18 protein-coding genes and 2 pseudogenes are annotated in these 18,562 nt (G+C 57.5%); 10 read left to right on the forward strand and 10 right to left on the reverse strand.

Features of this window, described 5'->3' with window-relative positions; all coding sequences use genetic code 11:
• Genes BKP54_RS36105 through BKP54_RS20700 form a run of 3 tightly spaced genes read right to left on the reverse strand, consistent with a single transcriptional unit; the run spans nucleotide 1 to nucleotide 1,039 of the window.
• Nucleotides 1–381 carry a hypothetical protein gene (locus BKP54_RS36105; protein WP_198956850.1) on the reverse strand — a complete coding sequence of 127 codons (381 nt, stop codon included), beginning with the start codon at nucleotides 379–381 and terminating at the stop codon, nucleotides 1–3.
• Nucleotides 378–785: a type II toxin-antitoxin system VapC family toxin gene (locus BKP54_RS20695; RefSeq protein ID WP_025430756.1), complete on the reverse strand. Its 408-nt coding sequence runs from the start codon at nucleotides 783–785 to the stop codon at nucleotides 378–380. Before BKP54_RS20695 ends, BKP54_RS36105 begins: the two co-directional genes overlap by 4 nt.
• Entirely contained in the window at nucleotides 785–1,039 is a 255-nt protein-coding gene (locus tag BKP54_RS20700) for a type II toxin-antitoxin system Phd/YefM family antitoxin (protein ID WP_025430757.1), read from the reverse strand. Before BKP54_RS20700 ends, BKP54_RS20695 begins: the two co-directional genes overlap by 1 nt.
• Nucleotides 1,040–1,176: 137 nt before the next feature.
• Here BKP54_RS20700 and BKP54_RS20705 point away from each other — a divergent pair.
• Nucleotides 1,177–1,371 (forward strand): annotated as a pseudogene (locus BKP54_RS20705) (IS630 family transposase); the annotation flags it as partial.
• Nucleotides 1,372–2,117: 746 nt separating this feature from the next.
• On the opposite strand, the gene BKP54_RS36625 reads toward BKP54_RS20705, so the two are convergent.
• Entirely contained in the window at nucleotides 2,118–3,086 is a 969-nt protein-coding gene (locus tag BKP54_RS36625) for a mechanosensitive ion channel family protein (RefSeq protein ID WP_245317865.1), read from the reverse strand.
• A gap of 2 nt (nucleotides 3,087–3,088) precedes the next feature.
• The gene (locus tag BKP54_RS36630) at nucleotides 3,089–4,147 is read right to left on the reverse strand and encodes a hypothetical protein (protein ID WP_245317866.1); all 1,059 of its coding nucleotides are present in this window, start codon (nucleotides 4,145–4,147) and stop codon (nucleotides 3,089–3,091) included.
• Nucleotides 4,148–4,775: 628 nt separating this feature from the next.
• Between BKP54_RS36630 and BKP54_RS20720 the strand changes: the two are divergent.
• The 3 genes and pseudogenes from BKP54_RS20720 to BKP54_RS20730 all read left to right on the forward strand — a co-directional run bounded on the left by BKP54_RS20720 (nucleotide 4,776) and on the right by BKP54_RS20730 (nucleotide 7,283).
• Nucleotides 4,776–5,299: pseudogene (locus BKP54_RS20720) on the forward strand (CYTH domain-containing protein).
• 423 nt (nucleotides 5,300–5,722) lie between these two features.
• On the forward strand, nucleotides 5,723–6,658 hold the full coding sequence (locus tag BKP54_RS20725; protein ID WP_244445552.1) for an ABC transporter transmembrane domain-containing protein: 936 nt from the start codon (nucleotides 5,723–5,725) through the stop codon (nucleotides 6,656–6,658).
• Between the two features lie 319 nt (nucleotides 6,659–6,977).
• A complete protein-coding gene (locus BKP54_RS20730; protein WP_084814770.1) occupies nucleotides 6,978–7,283 on the forward strand; it encodes a hypothetical protein in 306 nt (101 codons plus the stop codon).
• A 451-nt stretch (nucleotides 7,284–7,734) separates the two neighbouring features.
• Here the strand turns inward: BKP54_RS20730 and BKP54_RS20735 are convergent, their stop codons facing one another.
• Together BKP54_RS20735 and BKP54_RS20740 are read right to left on the reverse strand one after the other, a co-directional pair.
• Nucleotides 7,735–9,345, reverse strand: a complete 1,611-nt coding sequence (locus tag BKP54_RS20735; RefSeq protein ID WP_084814771.1) for an MBL fold metallo-hydrolase — start codon at nucleotides 9,343–9,345, stop codon at nucleotides 7,735–7,737.
• An 81-nt stretch (nucleotides 9,346–9,426) separates the two neighbouring features.
• Entirely contained in the window at nucleotides 9,427–10,416 is a 990-nt protein-coding gene (locus BKP54_RS20740; RefSeq protein WP_084814772.1) for a hypothetical protein, read from the reverse strand.
• Nucleotides 10,417–10,688: 272 nt separating this feature from the next.
• Here BKP54_RS20740 and BKP54_RS20745 point away from each other — a divergent pair, with 272 nt between their 5' ends.
• On the forward strand, nucleotides 10,689–11,126 hold the full coding sequence (locus BKP54_RS20745; protein WP_025430767.1) for a hypothetical protein: 438 nt from the start codon (nucleotides 10,689–10,691) through the stop codon (nucleotides 11,124–11,126).
• Here BKP54_RS20745 and BKP54_RS20750 read toward each other — a convergent pair whose 3' ends face one another.
• The gene (locus BKP54_RS20750; protein WP_025430768.1) at nucleotides 11,127–11,858 is read right to left on the reverse strand and encodes a response regulator; all 732 of its coding nucleotides are present in this window, start codon (nucleotides 11,856–11,858) and stop codon (nucleotides 11,127–11,129) included. It abuts the gene before it with no gap.
• A 140-nt stretch (nucleotides 11,859–11,998) separates the two neighbouring features.
• On the opposite strand from BKP54_RS20750, the gene BKP54_RS20755 reads away from it, so the two are divergent.
• Nucleotides 11,999–12,781 (forward strand): helix-turn-helix domain-containing protein, encoded by a 783-nt coding sequence (locus BKP54_RS20755; protein ID WP_025430769.1) that lies wholly within the window; start codon nucleotides 11,999–12,001, stop codon nucleotides 12,779–12,781.
• Nucleotides 12,756–14,642, forward strand: coding sequence for a PAS domain-containing sensor histidine kinase (locus tag BKP54_RS20760; protein WP_245317867.1), 1,887 nt, complete (start codon nucleotides 12,756–12,758; stop codon nucleotides 14,640–14,642). Before BKP54_RS20755 ends, BKP54_RS20760 begins: the two co-directional genes overlap by 26 nt.
• Before the next feature lie 52 nt (nucleotides 14,643–14,694).
• Here the strand turns inward: BKP54_RS20760 and BKP54_RS20765 are convergent, their stop codons facing one another.
• Nucleotides 14,695–15,183: a pyridoxamine 5'-phosphate oxidase family protein gene (locus BKP54_RS20765; protein ID WP_084814773.1), complete on the reverse strand. Its 489-nt coding sequence runs from the start codon at nucleotides 15,181–15,183 to the stop codon at nucleotides 14,695–14,697.
• Between the two features lie 135 nt (nucleotides 15,184–15,318).
• Between BKP54_RS20765 and BKP54_RS20770 the strand changes: the two genes are divergently transcribed.
• The 3 genes from BKP54_RS20770 to BKP54_RS20780 are packed head-to-tail and all read left to right on the forward strand — an operon-like array spanning nucleotide 15,319 to nucleotide 17,189.
• Nucleotides 15,319–15,993: a BON domain-containing protein gene (locus BKP54_RS20770; RefSeq protein WP_084814774.1), complete on the forward strand. Its 675-nt coding sequence runs from the start codon at nucleotides 15,319–15,321 to the stop codon at nucleotides 15,991–15,993.
• A gap of 51 nt (nucleotides 15,994–16,044) precedes the next feature.
• Nucleotides 16,045–16,518, forward strand: coding sequence for an NUDIX domain-containing protein (locus tag BKP54_RS20775; RefSeq protein ID WP_084814775.1), 474 nt, complete (start codon nucleotides 16,045–16,047; stop codon nucleotides 16,516–16,518).
• Complete coding sequence (locus BKP54_RS20780; RefSeq protein WP_245317868.1) at nucleotides 16,515–17,189, forward strand: GNAT family N-acetyltransferase; 675 nt, start codon at nucleotides 16,515–16,517, stop codon at nucleotides 17,187–17,189. The genes BKP54_RS20775 and BKP54_RS20780 overlap by 4 nt, the downstream gene beginning before the upstream one ends.
• A gap of 47 nt (nucleotides 17,190–17,236) precedes the next feature.
• On the opposite strand, the gene BKP54_RS20785 is transcribed toward BKP54_RS20780, so the two are convergent.
• On the reverse strand, nucleotides 17,237–18,481 hold the full coding sequence (locus BKP54_RS20785) for an MgtC/SapB family protein (RefSeq protein ID WP_084814776.1): 1,245 nt from the start codon (nucleotides 18,479–18,481) through the stop codon (nucleotides 17,237–17,239).
• Between the last annotated feature and the right edge of the window lie 81 nt (nucleotides 18,482–18,562).

Here is an 18,562-nt window from a genome sequence, read left to right on the forward strand (position 1 = left end):
TCAGGACTGGCTGGGCAGGCGGTCGACGCTGGCCTTCGCCTTCGCTGGGGTCGGCATACCGTGATCCTGCTCTCGGTCGCCTCGATCCATGACTGATGCCTGTTGTGCAAAGACGTCAGAGTTGTGTGCCGCCTCGTCGGCCCGCCGCGCCGCGTCGTCTGGTGTGCATCCCATCGCACGCAAAACGGCACGCACGATGTCCGGCACCGCCGCCGCGTCGATCCTGCCGTCGCCTGAGAGGTTGGAGAACCAAATGCGGCTCGACCTCACGATTTCAGTTGATACATTATGCAACTTCAGAGGTCTAAAACAGGAAACCGTCCGTCGAATGGACAGAGTGAATGCCGGCATACAACGGGTGATCGGCGCCGAGCGGCTCACGCCGACCTCTCCCAAGGGTTGATCACGGAGGCGTCTGTGTCTTCGAAATCCTTGACGTTGCGTGTGACAAGGATGAGATCGTGGACGATCGCGGTCGCGGCGATCAACCCGTCGATATCGCCGCGAGGGCGGATTGCCGCGATGCGGCCCCATTCGACCGCGATTTGGTCGGTTATCGGCAGAATGCGGTCGCCATGGTCGTGGCGCAGCTTGCGCAACCATTCGGTCAGGTGCGCGGCAGTCTTTGGATCCGACCTCTGTTTCAGGGCAATGCCGCGCATGATTTCGCCGAGGGTGAGCGCACTCAGGTGGACGCTGAGCGGATCGACAGAGCGCAGCCAGGACACCGCCTGCGGCGTGCCGCGTCGCGCCTCTGAGACGATGTTGGTGTCAACCAGATACATCAGAAGGCCACATCGCGGCTTGGCGTCTTGACGCGTACATTTACCACATCAGCGAGCTGATCGTCCCACACGGGACCGCCAAGCAGATCGTCGACCAGCGTTGGCCGGCCGGCGCGCAGAGCGTCGTAGTCGTGAGCGGACAGCACGACGGCCGTGCGCTCACCGCGCAGCGTGACAATCTGCGGCCCTTCATGGCGCGCCTTCTGCACCACCTTCGAGAACTGGTTCTTGGCGTCCTGCAGTTGCCATTCCATAGTTTCGCTCCAAATTGGCTAGACTGTCTAGCTATATAGTCCTATTTGTCTGCCATTGAAAGTGCCAATGTACCACGCGGCCGATCGACGGACGGCGCGCGATGCCGCACGATCAGCGATCTCGATAACCGAGCTAACGCTGGTTTGCGGAATTGACCCGCAAGCAACTACGACGTGGCGTCCATACTTCGACAGCTCAACTCGAGGCCGACATCAAAAACTTCATCGAGCGCCACAACGAAAACCCCAAGCCGTATCGGTGGACCAAATCGGCGGACGACATTCTCGCATCCGTCAAGCGCTTCTGTCAGAAGGTCGACAACAGCTTATGATACGAATTTCGGATTCAGAGGACTAGGGGGAACACGAGCGACTGCTTCCGCACATCCCATGCGGTATAACATGCCCGTAACATCGCGAGCGGCTTCGAACGGAAGGTCAATCTGCTGAACGTTTTTCACATACGGGGAGAAGCTCGCAAGGAACCCCACCCAGGCCGACTTGATGTCCCGCGACCGACTGCACTCCCCAACACGTCTCGAAATTGCCCGTTTACGCTCGCATTATTGAATGTCCATGAGCGTGTGATGGCTTGCTGCCACCTCTTCATGCCCCTTTCGATGCGATGAGAAACGATGTCGTCAACGTGGGAGGAAGTAATGAATGAGAATTGTAGAATTTTGTTCGCGGCGATAATCTCCACCATAGCAACCGCCGCCCCCCTTTCTTCTCTTGCACAAGAATGCGACGGAGATTACTACCCGGGGATTGGCGCAAACCAACACTACACTGGCGACAAACGCCAACCCACCAATGCCTATCTCTTTAAGCACAAGGCTAACCAGCAACAGCCTCAAAGAGCTACAGATGCCGCTCACAACCGGGCACCAACTTAATCAAGGGGGCCATTGAGGAGCCCTGCCGCAAGGCCTAGGAGGGGATGTTCGCTTCGGTCGAGGCGGAGCAATCATGGCTTGAGCGGCAACGACCGATCAGATCGCAACCGGTCGATAGGATTGGACGCGATTCAATGCGTCCATAATATTGTTCTTTGGCCTGCGGCGACTACCCATCAACGTCAGGCAGCGTCGCCCTCTGCCAGCAGCGCTGCCTCGGCCTTTTTGGTTTCCCGCTGGAGCTGGTGGGCCGCGGCGGCGGTCTCGCCGCTTCCTTCCACATGGACTGTCGGAACGGCGATCTTGATTCCGTTCTCGTCGAATGCCTTCTTGATCATGACGAAGGCACGTCTTCTGATGGGAAACTGCACTCCGGGCTTGGTCATGAGCTTGAGCCTCAGAACGATGGCAAAGTCGCCGAAGCTGTCGACGCCCTGCATTTTTAGTGGCTGCAGTGTGTCGGCGGCGAATTCCGGATCGGCTGCAAGTTCTTGACCGATCTTTTTGATAAGTTTGCGTGCCAACTCTACATCGGAGTCGTAGGTTACATTGATCGTCATCTTGTCGATCACCCAATCGCGGCTCAGGTTCTGGATCGCGCCAAGCTCCCCGAACGGAACCGTGAAGATGGGACCACGGTGGTGTCGGAGGCGAACCGAACGCAGACTGAACGATTCGACAGTTCCCTTGTAACTGCCGCTCTGTATGTATTCGCCGACACGGAAAGCATCGTCGAGCATGTAAAAAACGCCGCTCAGAATGTCCTTGACCAAAGTCTGTGAGCCGAAACCGATTGCGACGCCGAAAATGCCGGCACCCGCTATCAATGGTGCGATCTGGACGCCCAGCCCCGACAGGATCGTCAACACCGCGATTGCACCAATGAATACGGCCAACGTGTTACGGAAAATCGGCAGAAGCGTCCGCAACCTGCCACTTCGTGCCAATTCATCCGTGGTACTTCCGGAGTGCTCGGCAAGATCCATTCGATAGGCAATCAGCGCCTTGGACGATTGCCAAAGCAAGTCGGCAAACAGCAGGACGACAATGGCGTTCAATATGCCGTTGACTATGAGCCCGCCAATTTGGCTACCGGCCAACGCTGCAGAACTGAAGCGCCAGACATAGGCTAACCAGGCCACTGCGGCCACGATTACAAGTGCCCGGCACCCCTGACGATCGTCACATTGACAACCACACCAAGAGCGCCGGTCAGTCGTACCTTGTCGGCGATTACTTGAGCCACGTGTCCAACGCCGCGGGTCGCTGCCGGCAGAACCAGCGAATAGATGCCGATGAACAGCAATCCAACAAGTCCCCCAACCCAGGCAAGCCAGAGCGCGAGCAAATATAGGGTAAGGAGCGCGCGCACGATGGGAGTCCTTGCAGAACCCGGACGGCGCCAAACCACTTCAATGGCTGTGGCCAGGATCCCCAACCCTAAAACCAAGGCCGCGAGCCTCGTCACGTCCATCGAAAAGCCCAAGGAGGGCATGACGTTGACAACGGCCCAGCCGAACAACGAGAAACCGGCAATCAATCCTATCCGCCGAAGCCAGTACTGCCGTGCACCATCACCTGTGCTGACCCCTGCCGTCTGGTCCGACGACACGCTATCAGCGCTGCCGAATGCAACCAGCAGTCGCGCCGCCGTATAGGCGAACCGGTACGCGATCATTGCCACGAGCAACGTCAACACGACCTTGCGCAGCAAGGGCGGCCATTCGAATGCGAGGAACGATCCAACGCTCGACAACGAAAACGTTACAAGTGCGACGGCATCCGAGGCAAGTGAGTGTCTGCGGACCTCACCCACTACGGGCGTTTGCGCCCGCCAAAGTGCCTGCCGTACCAGCCGCTCGGCGCCAAAGCCAATTGCGAGAACGATCGCCAGGATGCCAACGACGAGACCGGGCCTGCCCGAGTTGACGTCCCTGATTACCACGCCAGCAGCTCGGTTCAGCTCCGCCGGGACGCGGCTGGTCGCATTGGCAAGTGCTTCGATCCGAGCGTCGACTGCAGTTGCCCAATCCGAGAGGGCGTCGGCAAACTGCGAATCCGTTTTTGCGGCTGGAACGGTGACCTTGCCTTCCAACCACGCCTTGACCTCTGGCGTGCTCGCCAGCTCGATGAACTGGCGCACCTTTTCGGGTGGGAGGTCGCCAGAATCAGCCGTTTGGGCCCCTGATGCGCACTGCAGAACCAAGAGCATGACGACTGCGAGAGGAAAGGCCTGCAACCTTGCTGCCGGCAGAAGGCGAGTTAAGAATCTGAACATGTGTTGGCCTCACCTATCGTGGCGCCTTCCCTCAGCAGTTTCTGGCGACCGCGGCGCGACATCAGGACCGTGTTCATGACGATGGGACTTACCATCAACGCTTCCTACGAGGCATGACGTGGCAGGTCGAAACCCCGATGATTGGGGCACTGTTGGCGTTCAGTGAAAGTACTACGAAATTAGCAAGGAGTATTGATGCGGATCAAACCGACACGCGCTTGACATACCTCGCGGGCGATATCGGAACACTCCATCGGCATTTCCTCGGCGATCGAGACGGCAACCCCGAAAACGAAAACGCGAACGGTGCCAGTTTGGCGTGATGGCCGCTCCTGACGTCAAGAGGTCGCTGCCAGTCGCTGCAACCACATTGTTCTCGATCAATGTCGGGCATGCATTCCTGCTCTAATAATAGTCGTCTGAGCAGGCACCCGTAACCAGCGGCTCCACGGTAAGTGTCGGCAAGGCCGTGCGTTCATGTTGAGCGTCGATCGACATCGTAGGGAGTGATACGTCGCGTTGTCGAACGATATTTGAATTTTGGTCCTCTCCAGGGGTGGAAATGACTGCCGAGATCGAACGAAAATTCCAGGTCTCGAACGATCGCTGGCGCAAACACGCTTCCGCCGGCTCTGAGCTTCGGCAGGCCTACATTGTGGCGACGAAGAACCGCATCGTGCGGGTAAGGACCATTGATGCTCAACGCGCGGTGCTCACCGTGAAGATCCGCAGTGGCCGTATGCAACGCGAGGAGTACGAGTACGAAATTCCTTACGCCGATGCTATGGAGATGTTTGGGCGCGCCTCGGGATAATTGAGAAGACACGCTATGAAGTAACCTATCGCGGCCACGTTTGGGAAGTCGACGTCTACTCTGGCGAACATCGTGGCCTTGTCACAGCGGAAATTGAGCTGGCGAGCTGTGACGACGCTCCGCCGCAGCCCGATTGGCTCGGGCAGGAGATAACTGGAAACCCACTCTATTCAAATAGGGCGCTGGCAATGGAGCGCCCCGCGCCGAGACCGGATACTGGCGAGAATACAGGACAACCGCGGCCGCGGCACGGGTCGGCGCCCAGTGCCTAGGGCCGAGCAGTCATCAAACATAAATAGCGTGCCCCTTCAGCTGCGGACGAGTTACTTGGTGCGTGCGAGTAATCAACGACCGCAAGCAACCAAGGTTCGAGCGCGCGTCACCTCGAAGACTTCTGGAAACGTTGATGTCGGTCAATGCACAGTGTTCCATGTTGATTTATTCAACGAGACGAACAAGCCCAACAAACCGGTTCGCCTTGGCCGAATTTTGTTCATCGACCCTGGCGCATTCGCTGCCACTCGAGTGCAGATGTCCAGTGAGGTGAATTCCGGCCTGCGGGCGCGCGAAGTTCCTTGTGACAACCGGCAAACAGATTCCAGTCGTGCTGCAATATTGTGCACCAGTTTGGATAGGGCCATAGCGGCCCAGGACCGGCAAACTGCAGAGTGAGAACCATGCTGGGGGACAGATCGTTGTTCAGCTTTATCTGGCAAGTTAGCGGTGCCCATCAAATCGGGATCGCTGGGCTGACCGTAATCCTGTTCGCGGTAGGAGCCGTGCCACTCGAAATTCAAAGGCGCATCGTCAACATCGCCACCGACGGCGGGCCGTATCGCAGTATCGCTTTATTGGCTCTGCTCTATGCGGCCATCGCTTTGATTGAGGGGGCCACCAAGCTCGTCCTCAACATTTATCGCAATTGGGTCAGTGAATCGGCGACACGGTGGCTGAGGTTCAATCTACTGGAGATCGTCGCCCTTTCTTCCGCGCCGACCTCACCGCAGAGCGAAGGCGTGCAACTCTCGATCATCGTTGCTGAAGCGGAACCAATCGGCAGCTTCGTCGGCGATGGAATGTCGCAGCCGCTTCTGCAGATCGGCATCCTGATAACTGTCATCGCCTATCTGATCTTCTTGCAGCCTGCGATGGCGCTCGTCGTTGCGATCGTCTTTCTTCCGCAGCTGTTTTTTGTGCCCGTCATGCAGAATGCCATCAATCGGAGAGTTGTACAGAAGACGTCAACAATGCGCGAAGTCAGTATCGCAATTGTCGACGCCGGTGGCGCATTCGACCGCAATGGCGAGCAACGCGAGAGGCTTCAAGACGTATTTGTCTTCAATATGGGAATATACAAAATAAAATTCACCATGAATTTTGCAATTAACTTGATGACACAGATTGGTTACATCGGAATACTTTCGCTGGGCGGATATTTCGTTGTGACAAAGGCTACCGAAATTGGAACGGTCATTGCTTTCCTTTCGGGTCTGTCAAAAATAGCAGCTCCCTGGGATGACCTCATCGATTGGTATCGCAACCTGCGCATCACACAGGTCAAATACGATCTGGTCAGGCGTGTGGCTCAAGGCATCCGTGAACCCAAATCCCGCCCTGCGGTGCAGCCCTAACGGAGGGACGAGCCTTCGTTGCGCGACAGATGTGGCGTGAATAGCGGAGCACCTTGGAAAGAGTCGAGCTTGGTCAATATGCTTGGCGACAGATCTGCCTCGGAAAGTGGGCCGACCAGTAGCATTGACCAGGATCAATGCTACTTTTGGCGCCTTCCGTGCATGCAGATGGCTACTTCGCGGGACGTCTCATCCCGTTGCTTCCAAAACACTGACAACGGCTGACTTGATCGGCCATTAATGCGGATCAATGTCGGGTGAGGTCGATTATCATAACGTTCCCGCCAGACAGGGGTCATAGAAGCGAAGGAGCATATCCATGTCTCAGACAAACCCGTATCCGTCGGTCGCCTATGTGCCAACAGACTGGCTTTGCCTGGATGGTTTGAAGACATTCATTTCCGTCGCACGGTTTCAAGCAGACGCTCTGACAACAATCCTCGAATTTCAGATCGATGCACTAAACCAGTTTTCCCTTCTTTGGGATGCTCCCTATTCGGAGCTTGTCGACGAACTCTATCTTGCCCCGAACAATGAGCTTGGTGAAGAAAGACACGAACTTTGCCCTATGCCCACAAGGGGCAGCCAAGGACCTGAACTTGACCTGCAGTGCCTGTCCGGTTGAACCCAGGCGAATAAAGGCAGGTATCGAACGAGTGCCGATCAGGCAGACCGGGACGACGTACAAGTTTGGGCCGCTCCAGTGCAACTCAAGCGCAACTTCGTGCGCCGTCGCGGCCCCGCACACCGCAATCCCTGGTGAACGCAGAAGCCGATGCGAGCCCTTCAGGATGAAGCGACTGCGGCGCTGGAATTCTCCTCAATTCAGGTGCAACCGCACGTTTGCGATGTGGTCCGGGCGTTCAGAACACTTGGGCCTCCGCCAGTCGATGGCAGACGACATGTCGGATACATCCATTGGCACGGAAAGCGTAGGTGCTGGCAGGTTTGGAGATTATCCGGGAGGTATTCGACAAAATGCCGCCGACAATTTATTCACCTTGATGACGACATCGACCTCGTCTCGCCCCAACGTGGAAACCGGCAGATCGCTGTTGCCGAGCAATGCAAGCGGATTATCCGTGCTCCTCGTCTTCCGCCATATCAAAAGCACGCCTCATCTTACGTAACACCGCCCTTCGCGCCCTGTCATCCGGCGCGCGATCGAGTTGGTCCCGCAGGTCAAGAACGAGGGATTGGAAATCATTGTGCCAGTCCTTGCGGCCCGCCCTTATGGGATCGATCCTTGGCGGCAGCAGCGCCTGGGCAATCGCCGACGCTCCTTCCGGGCCGAGGACAAAGCCTGAATCCAGACGAGGCTGGATGAGCGTCTCCTCCGGCAAGAAACCTGCCAGGCGTTCCTGGAGGCCGGCAAGCCCGGCTTCTTCGCCATGGACCAGAAAGACATCCCTCTTTATCGGTTGGCGCGCTCGCATCCATTCCGCCAACTCGCGACCGTCGGCATGGCCACTATAGATGTCCAGCTTTCGAATCCGGGCGCGCACGGTGATTTCTTCGCCCTGGATGCGGACGACCGATGCCCCATCCTGAAGAATCCGGCCAAGGGTACCAGCCGCCTGATAACCGACGAGGAGCACAGTGCCCTCGTCGCGCCAAAGCCAGTTTTTCAGTCGATGACGAATTCGGCCGGCTTCGCACATTCCGCTCGCTGCAATCACGATATGGAAGCCCTTTATAAAGTCGATCGCCTTTGACTGTTCGACTGTCTCCGTGAAGCGAACATTGTTTGCCCGCATTGCCTCAGACAACAACTTGCCGTTTTCAAGCTCTGCAGCATGTCTCGAGAAGACCTCGCTGGCGCGTGTCGCCAGCGGCGAATCGATCAGGATCGGATAGGTCTTGATTGCCCCAGAACGCATAAGGACGATAAGGTCCGTCAGAAGCTCTTGTGTCCGTTCCACCGCAAACGATGGCACGATAAGCGCTCCGTTGGGATGTTCTGCGGCGAGCACCTCGTCGCGTAGCTGTCGGCGGCGATCTTCATCCGTGACATCGTTGCGATCGACCGCACCGTATGTGCTTTCGCATATGACGTAATCCAGATCTCTGGGGCCGTCGGCGTCAAACTGCAGCAATTTATTGCGAGGACCAATGTCACCTGAGAAAAGCAGGCGCCGAGGAGACGTCGCAGTTTCGATCTCCATCTCGACCGACGCAGAGCCCAACAGATGACCGGCATCCCAAAACCGAAAACGAATGCCTTCGGCAGCTTTTTGCCACCTGCCCAACGGAACCTGACGAAACAAGGTAATCGTCCTCGCAGCATCGGCGGCGGTGTAGATGGGCGTGACAATATGCTTGCCGCGTCTCTGATTACGGCGGTTGAGATGTTCGACCTCGCTCTCTTGGATATGGGCCGCATCAGGAAGCATGACCGAACACAGATCGACGGTCGCCGGCGTTGCGAAGATTGGCCCGCCGTAGCCCATGCGGGAAAGCTTCGGCAACAGGCCGGAATGGTCGATATGCGCATGGGTCAGAATGACCGCGTCAATGTCGTTGGGCTCGAAGGGGAAGAGACGGTAGTTCAGTTCCTTTTCGGTCTTAGAGCCCTGAAACAGGCCGCAGTCGACAAGTATTCTTGCATCTGACGTCTCGATAAGTTGGCAAGATCCGGTCACCGCGCCGGCGGCACCGTGAAAGTGAATGGTGGGCTCCATCGGCATTTCACGGGCCTCCCGAGAGTTGAGAGCGGCTGCGTTCAACACGGTAGCCGCTTTTTGTAGTTGGTCGGCATGCCGGCCAGATTATCGCGCCAGCGTCGCCACAAGGATCGCCTTCGTTGCGTGCATGCGGTTTTCAGCCTGGTCGAGAACAATAGAAGCCTTTGATTCCAGAACATTCTGAGATGCGTCTGGCGAACCGGTTTCGTCGCCCCCTGACTTGCGCGTCTGATGACAAACAAAATCAGGCACGAAGCGCATGAACTTGCTATGCGGGTTGCCGGTCGCCTCAAGCGTCGCCATTCTGACGCCAAACGGAGTGAGAAGCTGAACTGCGCGGTCGGCTCGGGCGTTTTCCTCGTCGTGAGAAAACCAACGACTGGCATAGACGAAATCCGCATCAAGCACGCCGGCTGCAATGTCTTCCAGCACGGCAAACTTGCCACCGTTTTTCCATGCCTCGGCTTTGGCTCGATCGATAAATTGCTGATCCGGCCACAATTCCTTGGGCGACACGAGGCGGAAATCCATCCCCACCTTTGCGGCACCGATCGCCAGCGATCGAGCGCCGCTGACGCGACCGTTTCCTATCACCGACAACGTTACATCCGAGAGGTGCTTGTGGGTGAACTCACGCATGGTCTGAAAGTCGGCGACCACCTGGCAAGGGTCGCATTGCTGTGACAAAACATTGTAGACAGGAATACCCGCCCGTTCGGCAACCGCAGTCATGATGTCATGGGAAAGTCCGCAGCATTCGATTGCATCGAATATTCTTCCCAGCATCCCCGCCATTTGCCTGATCTCGCTGGACGGTTCTCTTGCAAATTGGTCTGGGCCGATGCAGATGACACGCGCGCCTTGATCGCAAGCCGCCACCTCAAATGCCGCACGCACGAACGGTAAGTTGCGCTCATACATGAATGCCAGGCTTCTGGTGCAAAGCTGCTTACGTTCACTGCCGCTGCGTTTTGCGACTTTCAGATCGCTGGCCAACTGCACAAGGAACCGCAACTCGCCTGGGGCGAGCGTGTCCACCGATAGTACGTTTCGGCCATGGAGATTGATCGACATGGCGCTCCTTACTCCGCTTTGCGAGCCGAATTTGGATCCTCGTCTGCCGTCGCGATCACGCCGTCAACGGCAGGTTCAACTAACCACAGTCTGTCACCATCGGCATTGATCGGGGTCAATGATCCTGCAGGCGGGTTGGCTGATCCTGTGTGGGGCTAAGCTGCAAACACCAGTGACTAACCGCTCGACAGATTTTGATGTTGCAGACATCTGCGCCTCTCCACAGGCGACATCTCGCGTTGGATTGCGGAGATCACATCAGGGAGACGATAATGGCAATGGCGTATCAAGTCGGGCCCATACAGCGACATCAGGTTGATTTGGCGTTCCGCTTAATCGAAGTCGTTGATTATCCGATCAATCTCGCGCACTGGCGAAACATTTGCGAACGCGGCTTCAACCGGCGATATGTTTCTTCCAGACTGGGTGACGTCATCACTGTCGAAAATGCACTTGGCTATATCCAAGGTGTCAGTGTTGCTCATCCGGGAAACGACCCGAACTACGGCCACATACTCGATGTGCCCGTTTTTATTGTCGCGACCGCTGCCGACACCGCAGGCGTCTCCAACGCACTTCTGGGTCATTTGAAGACGATGGCGCGAGCGGACAATTGCGGATATTTAATTGTCGCAAGTATCGGCCCACATGCATGGCCAGACAAAGGGTCTAGCCATCCCAAGGGCATCGTCATACCCGTGCCGGCATAACTATTGCCGAACCGGGCGGGCGCTGAAGAGGTATCCCACCCCCCGCACCGATTTGATCAGCGAGGGGTTTGCCGGATCTACTTCGATCTTTCGGCGCAACCGCGCAACCTGGGCATCGATAGTTCGGTCAAATGCTTCGAGGTTCCGACCCCGCGTGAGGTCCATCAACATCTCGCGCGCCATCACGCGACCGGGGTGTTTGACAAAAACGCACAGCATATCGAATTCGCCTGTTGTTAACCGAATCTCTTCTCCGGCACGCGACCAGAGCTCGCGCCGCGCCACATCCAGCTGCCAGCCTTCAAAGCAAAAAACCTCGCTCTCTCGGGCTTCAACATGGCCTTCGGTGACAGGACGCCTGCGACGCAGAGCAACCTTGATTCGTGCTAGTAATTCGCGAAGATGGAAAGGCTTGGCGATGTAGTCGTCGGCACCAAGTTCAAGGCCGACAACCCGATCGACCACATCGTTGCGTCCCGTCAGCATGATGAACGGAATGTCAGACCGGCTGCGAAGATCGCGAGCCAAGGCAAAGCCATCGGCATCGGGCAGGACCACGTCGAGAAGCACGATATCGATGCCGCCGCGCGTTAGGCAGTCGCGCATCGCACGACCATCGCCTGCTACACTGACTCGGAATCCTTGATCTTGAAGGTACCGATGGAGCATTTGGCGAATTTTTTCGTCATCATCGACAATAAGAACATGCTCCGGCTGCTTGCGTGAAAGCATTTTGAAGCACCTTGTCAGCGGCCAAATCAGGCGCGCAGTCACACTCTGTTACATATCCGCACAAAGTCTAGCACAGCTGTCGTCGGCTCGTCACGAGTACGGCTTCAACTCCTTGTCTCATCATAGGCGGAGGATGTCTGATGAACATGCAGCTTACGAGCGTGCATCTTGCAAAGCAGATCTCGACCGAAAATGCCCCGCTGGCCGCGACAGACCTGTCATCTCTGTTTATTCATCAACCGCGTGAACGGTTCGCGGCGGGTGCACCTATTTTCTGGGAGGGCGACCGGGCCACGCATGTCTACGAGGTTACCGATGGGATGTTGCGAGCAGTTCGATTGCTAAGCGATGGCCGTCGCATAATCGTTGGCTTTTTGCGGCCTGGCGATCTCCTTGGAGTGTCCTTCAGGGATCAGTATATCTACACCGTCGAAGCCGTGACAAAGGTCGAGTTGCGCCGGTTTCCGCGCCATCTTTTCGAGGGCGAGATCGCTCGCCAACCGATCTTGCGGGAACTGCTTTTTTCGAGACTCTGCGATGAAATGTCGGCGGCACAGGATCAGGCGGTGTTGCTGTCGCGAAGAAGCGCCGATGAAAAATTGGCAAGTTTTCTTCTCCGTATGGCGAGCCGTCGTATTGGACAGCATATGGCTGTCGATCTTCCAATGACAAGGCAGGATATCGCCGATTACCTCGGCATGACGATCGAGACTGTCTCGCGCACCACGACCAAACTTTCAAACAGCGGTATTGTCGCTACTCCGGACAGACATATCATTACGATCTTGAGGATGGATGCGCTGCGCTCGATCGCTGAGGGTGAGGAATGCGAGACTTGGTTTGCTCCCTCGACGTTTAAGATGCGCCGCCAGGCGGGGGATCCGCAAAACGCAATGGATGAACATGATCGACAACCGCATTGACGAAATCCTCAAGGTGTTCGACGACGCGAACGTCATTGTGCACGCAAGCGACGGGACGATCAGCCGTTGGAGCAGAGGATGCGAGCAGCTTTACGGCTGGTCGCGCAATGAGGCGAAGGGACAGATCGCGAGCGAATTGCTGAACACCTCGTTTCCGATCGCACTGGAGGTAATCCACGCCCACTTGGCATCATCAGGGGGGTGGAGCGGTGAACTGAGACATACGCACCGTGATTCCAGTTTCGTGTTCGTGGCAACACGCTGGGTGCGACTAGGACCGACTAACATGATCGTGCAGACAGACACCGACATTACCAGCCTGCGGAAAACGCAGTCGGAGCTAGCCGCCAGGGAAGCACATCTGCGGTCGATACTAGACACCGTGCCGGAAGCCATGGTGGTCATCGATGAAGATGCTAAAATCATATCGTTCAGCGCGGCGGCCGAAAGCCTGTTTGGATACACGGAAAAGGACGTTCGGGGCCTGAATGTCCGAATGCTGATGCCATCTCCCGATCGGGACGCACATGATCGCTATATCGAACACTATCTACGCACCGGCGAGCGTCGGATCATTGGCATCGGTCGCGTGGTGACGGGCCTGCGCCAGGATGGATCGAGCTTCCCGATGGAATTGTCCGTCGGCGAGGCGAATTCCGATGGCCAACGCATATTCACTGGCTTCATAAGAGACCTCACCAGCCGCCAGCGGACCGAAGAGGACCTCCGGCAAGCACAGAAGATGGAAGCCGTGGGTCAATTGACCGGGGGGTTGGCGCACGATTTCAACAACTTGCTGACGATCATCACTGGAAATCTGGAGATGCTCGAGGCCCGCGTCGGCGATGATAAACTGCTCGCTCTGTTGAGGGATGCCCAAGCCGCAGCGGATGACGGCGCAAAACTAACCGCGCAACTCCTGGCCTTTGGACGAAGGCAACCGCTCAATCCAACAATCGTCGACGTCGGCGAACTGGTTTCAGATTTCTCAAAATTGCTGGCTCGAACACTTGGCGAAACAGCCGAACTGCACACAGCAACCACAGGCGTCGGCAACGCGGCCCTCGTCGACGCTTCTCAACTTCAGAACGCTCTGTTGAATTTGGCGCTGAACGCGCGCGATGCCATGCCCAATGGTGGACGCGTCAGCATTGAGACATCCACTGCGACCCTCGACCGCGGCTATGTTCTTATGAACCCGCAAGCACGCATGGGTCAGTATATCCTCATCACCGTCACCGACACCGGCGTCGGCATGACTGACGAGGTAAGACAGCGCGCCTTCGAACCCTTCTTCACGACAAAAGCGGTTGGCGCTGGAACCGGGCTTGGGTTGAGCATGGTTTATGGCTTCGTCAAGCAATCAGGCGGCCATATCCAGCTAGATAGCGAACCTGGACGCGGCACCCGCGCTTGCCTGTATCTGCCGGCAGCCCCTAGGCAGAAGGACTCCATTGATGCTGAAGTCCCCGCGGCCGATGCCCTGCTTACCCAAGGACACGAGACAATTCTCGTGGTGGAGGACGAACCCCGCGTTCGCCGTGTGGCCGTCGCCCGTCTTCGTCAGGCGGGATACGGTATCGTTGAAGCAGCAGCCGGCGCCGAAGCGCTTAGCCTCCTGGCAAAGCATCCGGAGGTGGCGTTGCTTTTTACGGACGTTATCATTCCGGGTGGGATGACCGGTGACGAATTGGCACATCGCGCACGGTTGTTGCGGCCGGATATCAGGGTGCTCTTCACATCCGGCTACGCCGAGCCAACGATATCCGGCCGCCAACTGTCTGGCGATGAGGAATGGTTGGCGAAGCCTTATACAGCACGTGAACTGGAAAATAGGCTGCGCAAACTGCTGGACAGTTGAAGATGCTCACGCGGCCATAGCGAGTCTGACCTCTGCCGTTTTGAGCCGCGGCTCAACCGCTCCCAACTCTGGACGAAGGAAGACTATATTCGTCCTGATCGCCTGCCTGCCGACCTGTCATGGTGGCGATATCGATGCTGTAGAACACGTGTTTGTAGCCGGATGCGATCTCCGGAGTAGTCGGCTTCAGGCCGCCAGGCTCCCACCAGTTGGTGTGTTTTTCGAGCAGCAACCACGCATGAAGGTATTCCCGATGCCATTGACCTTCCGGTGAGAGTTCCTGAAAATGCCCATGGATCACGACGCTTCGCCATTGGCGCAGGCTAGCCATTTCTTCTACCAGAACACAGACCTTAGGATTGGTCCGCATCCATTCGATCTTCTTGCCCGGCATCGAGAAGCTGTAGAGACAATTTCCAGCCATCGCATAGTAGATCGGGACCACATAGGGATCGTTATCCACGCAGCAGGCAAGCCTTGCGAGGTGAGAAGCGCCGACAAGGCTGCTGCATTCGTGATGAGACATCTCTCTGACGAACATGGCCTTTCCTTTCCGAAAACCGCTCACCTCCAACCATGGCGATGGAAGCGAACGTTTGCATTGATGCCGCGCAATGACAGCACGACGGCGCCGGTATTCTTCCATGGACAGAACGCATAGTGAGGGACGAGCGCTATGAATGACCTCAGCCTTCGACAGGATATTATCGACGAACTCGAATATGAGCCCAGCATCGATGCCGCCTGTATCGGCGTTGCCGTCGACCACGGCATGGTGACATTGAGCGGCTATGTGCGAAGCTTCATGGAGAAACACACCGTTGAGCGGATTGTTCGCGGCATGCCGGGTGTAAGGGCCATTGCCCTGGAGCTTGAAGTTCGCCTGCCTGAACATCAGAGCAGGTCGGACGATGAGATCGCCAGCCGCGTGCTCGCTGTGCTTGCATGGGCTGCCACAGTGTCCAATCCACGGGATATCGAAGTGACGGTCAGGCGAGGGTTCGTGATCCTCAGGGGCATGGTCGATTGGCACTTCCAACGCACAGCCGCCGATGCCGCTGTGCGGCAGCTCGCCGGGGTGACGGGCTTGAGCAATCAGCTCGAGATCCTCCGGAGCGTCAACCGGTTTGCTATAGCGCGGGAGATCGAGGAGGCACTGAGACGAAACACCGAGATCGATGCTGACTATATCCGGATAGAGACCTCCGGCAGCCAAGTCACGTTGCGTGGCAGCGTACGGACGCTTCGCGAGCGCGCTTTGGCCGAGAGGGCAGCTTGGTCGGCCCGAGACGTCACCTTTGTTGAGGATCGACTGCTCGTCGACGACCAACGCGACGGTCTATCCACCTGAGCAAGCTATGCGGGAAGGGGATGCGATCCGTTGCAGTGAAGGGTCAATGAAATGCCGAAGAGGAGCGCGGGCATTCTCGCCTACAAGTTCGACCTAGGCTTGCCCCGCGTCTTGCTGGTGCATCCTGGTGGCCCCTTCTGGGGCAACCGCGACCGCGGCGCCTGGTCGATCCCTAAAGGCGAATATGGTGTTGACGAGGCAGCTGAAGATGCGGCACGGCGCGAATTCGAGGAGGAAACCGGCCGAGCTTTGACCGAGCCCCTATTTGGGCTTGGAGAGGTCCGCCAGAAAAGTGGCAAGATCATCGTGGCTTATGCCGCGGCCGTCGATTTCACAACGTCTCGCCTTCAAAGCAACGCTTTCGACCTGGAGTGGCCGCCGCGAAGTGGGCGCATCCAGCAATTTCCTGAGGTTGATCGAGCCGAATGGTTTGCGCTTGCCGAGGCCCGCGGTAAAATCAATGTTGGCCAGCTGCCTCTGCTTGATCGGCTCGAAAAAATGCTGACCTCTGGCGTTCGTCCTTGACCGCCGTCAAAACGTTGATCGCGTTTGGCCGTAAGATCACCGGCAAGAGGAACACAAGCGACGCTCCCAAGTCCAACACGGCGACAGATGCTGATCTGTGGTGCTGCCAAGGCGAATGCTGCCAACCAGGGAAGGACAATACCATGCAGGTCCTAAGCGACATCCAGGCAAACCTGACCACACGATCGGGGGTTCAGCTCCGCGTTCGGCAAGCGCTCCCTGCGGATGAAATGCTTGTCGCGGACTTCTTCGCCCATGTTACGCCGGAAGATCTCTCGTTCCGGTTCTTGTCCGGCATGAAGGAAGTCTCACACGAACGGCTACAGGCGATTACCTGCGCTGACGATCCGCGGTCCATCAATTTTCTGGCATTCTCACCCGCCGATGTGCTGGTGGCAGTTGGGGCTCTTGCGATCGATGAGAGCCTCCTGCGCGGAGAAGTCGCCCTCTCGGTGCGCGCCGACCACAAACACCTTGGCGTCAGTTGGACGTTGCTTTCCCACATTGCTCACTACGCGGAGCGCCGGGGCCTCAAGAGCATTGAATCGGTTGAAAGTCGTGCAAATCGCGCCGCGATCAAACTGGAGCGGGAGATGGGTTTCGAGATAACCCAGGTTCCCGATGACCCAACGTTGGTCCTCGTCAGGCGGGAGTTGCAGTCAGGCATCTAGACGCTCTCGTGCTTTCCTAGCATGCCCCGCTGGCCCCGCCCATTCAATCACAAAAGCGCGTACGCGACCGCGCCGGCACTACCGGCAAAGCCCGTGGCAATCACCAACTGGCCCCAATACGCGATCGGCGAAGCGATGGCGGCGAGCACCAGCCTGCCAAACGCATTCGCGACAAGCGCCACCAGGATCGCGGACGTGACGATGTCGGCACTTGCGGAATGGCCGAGCAGGCGAAGGGTGCTTAGTACCGATACGTCGGCATCAAGAAGAGCCGATAGGGCCGAGACCACGAGTATCCCGGCATTGCCGGCGCGATTGGCCAAGGCTGCACTGAGCGTCATCGTGATCGCAAACAGTGCGGCGAACATCAAAAGCGGTGGTAGGTTGAAGGGATTGTTGGCAGCGACATGAGAGCCCTCTGTCAGATTGCCTCTGACCAGCAAAGCGGTGCCGCAGAGTGCAAAAGCCAGAGCTGCAGCAGACACGGGCGCAAGCAATCCAGCAGCGAGCGACGGCGCCAGGATAAGCACCAAAACGAACACACGCAGGAGCGACACGGTCGCTGCCAGCATTGCAGCCCCCGCCAAGGGCAACGGCTGCTCGCCGCCGGCCGCCTTCTGCCCGAAGCTGACCGTTACCGCTGTCGATGAGACGAGCGCGCCGGCGAGGCTGCTGACGATCAGACCCTTTGTCGTCCCCAGCAAACGGACCGCAATGTATCCGACGTAGGAAATCGCCGCACTTAGAACCGTGAAGAACCAGACTGCATGCGGATTGAGGCCACCCCATGGATCGATCGGTCGGTCCGGAAGCAGAGGCAGAATGATGGCCGTCATGACGGCGAGCAACAGCGCCGAACGCAGTTCCGCCCACGTCAGGCGCTGCAGCAAGCCATGCAATACGTCGCGGCTGGACAGAACTGCGGCCAACGCTGCCCCACCCGCGGCAGCAGATCGGTAGTCGCCAGAGACTGCCAGGCCGCCGAGGGCAAAGACGCACATCCCAGCAACGACCCCGGTCACACTATAATTCCTATCGTGTCTGGCTTCTCTGACCTTGAACCAGGAAAGACTGAACGCGAATCCGATAAAGCCGGCGGCAAAGATGATCCCCCGATCGTGCTCTTGCGACAAGGCCGCAAAGACACCACCGAGCAATCCGGCTATGCCGTAGGTGCGGATTCCCGCTGTGCGGCTTCCGGCCGGCGCGTCCCGTTCGCGCCATCCCCGTTCCAGGCCGACAAGCAAGCCAATCGCCAAGGCGATACCGAGCCGAAAGATAAGCTCTTCCATCTTAATCCACCCGAACGAATTCAATTGCGGCCAAGCTTTGTCACAGCGCAAGCACGGCGCCCAAGGGGCGATGTTCAGGAC

The sequence above is a fragment of the Ensifer sp. 1H6 genome (genome assembly GCF_001976035.1).
GTDB classification, from domain to species: domain Bacteria; phylum Pseudomonadota; class Alphaproteobacteria; order Rhizobiales; family Rhizobiaceae; genus Ensifer; species Ensifer canadensis.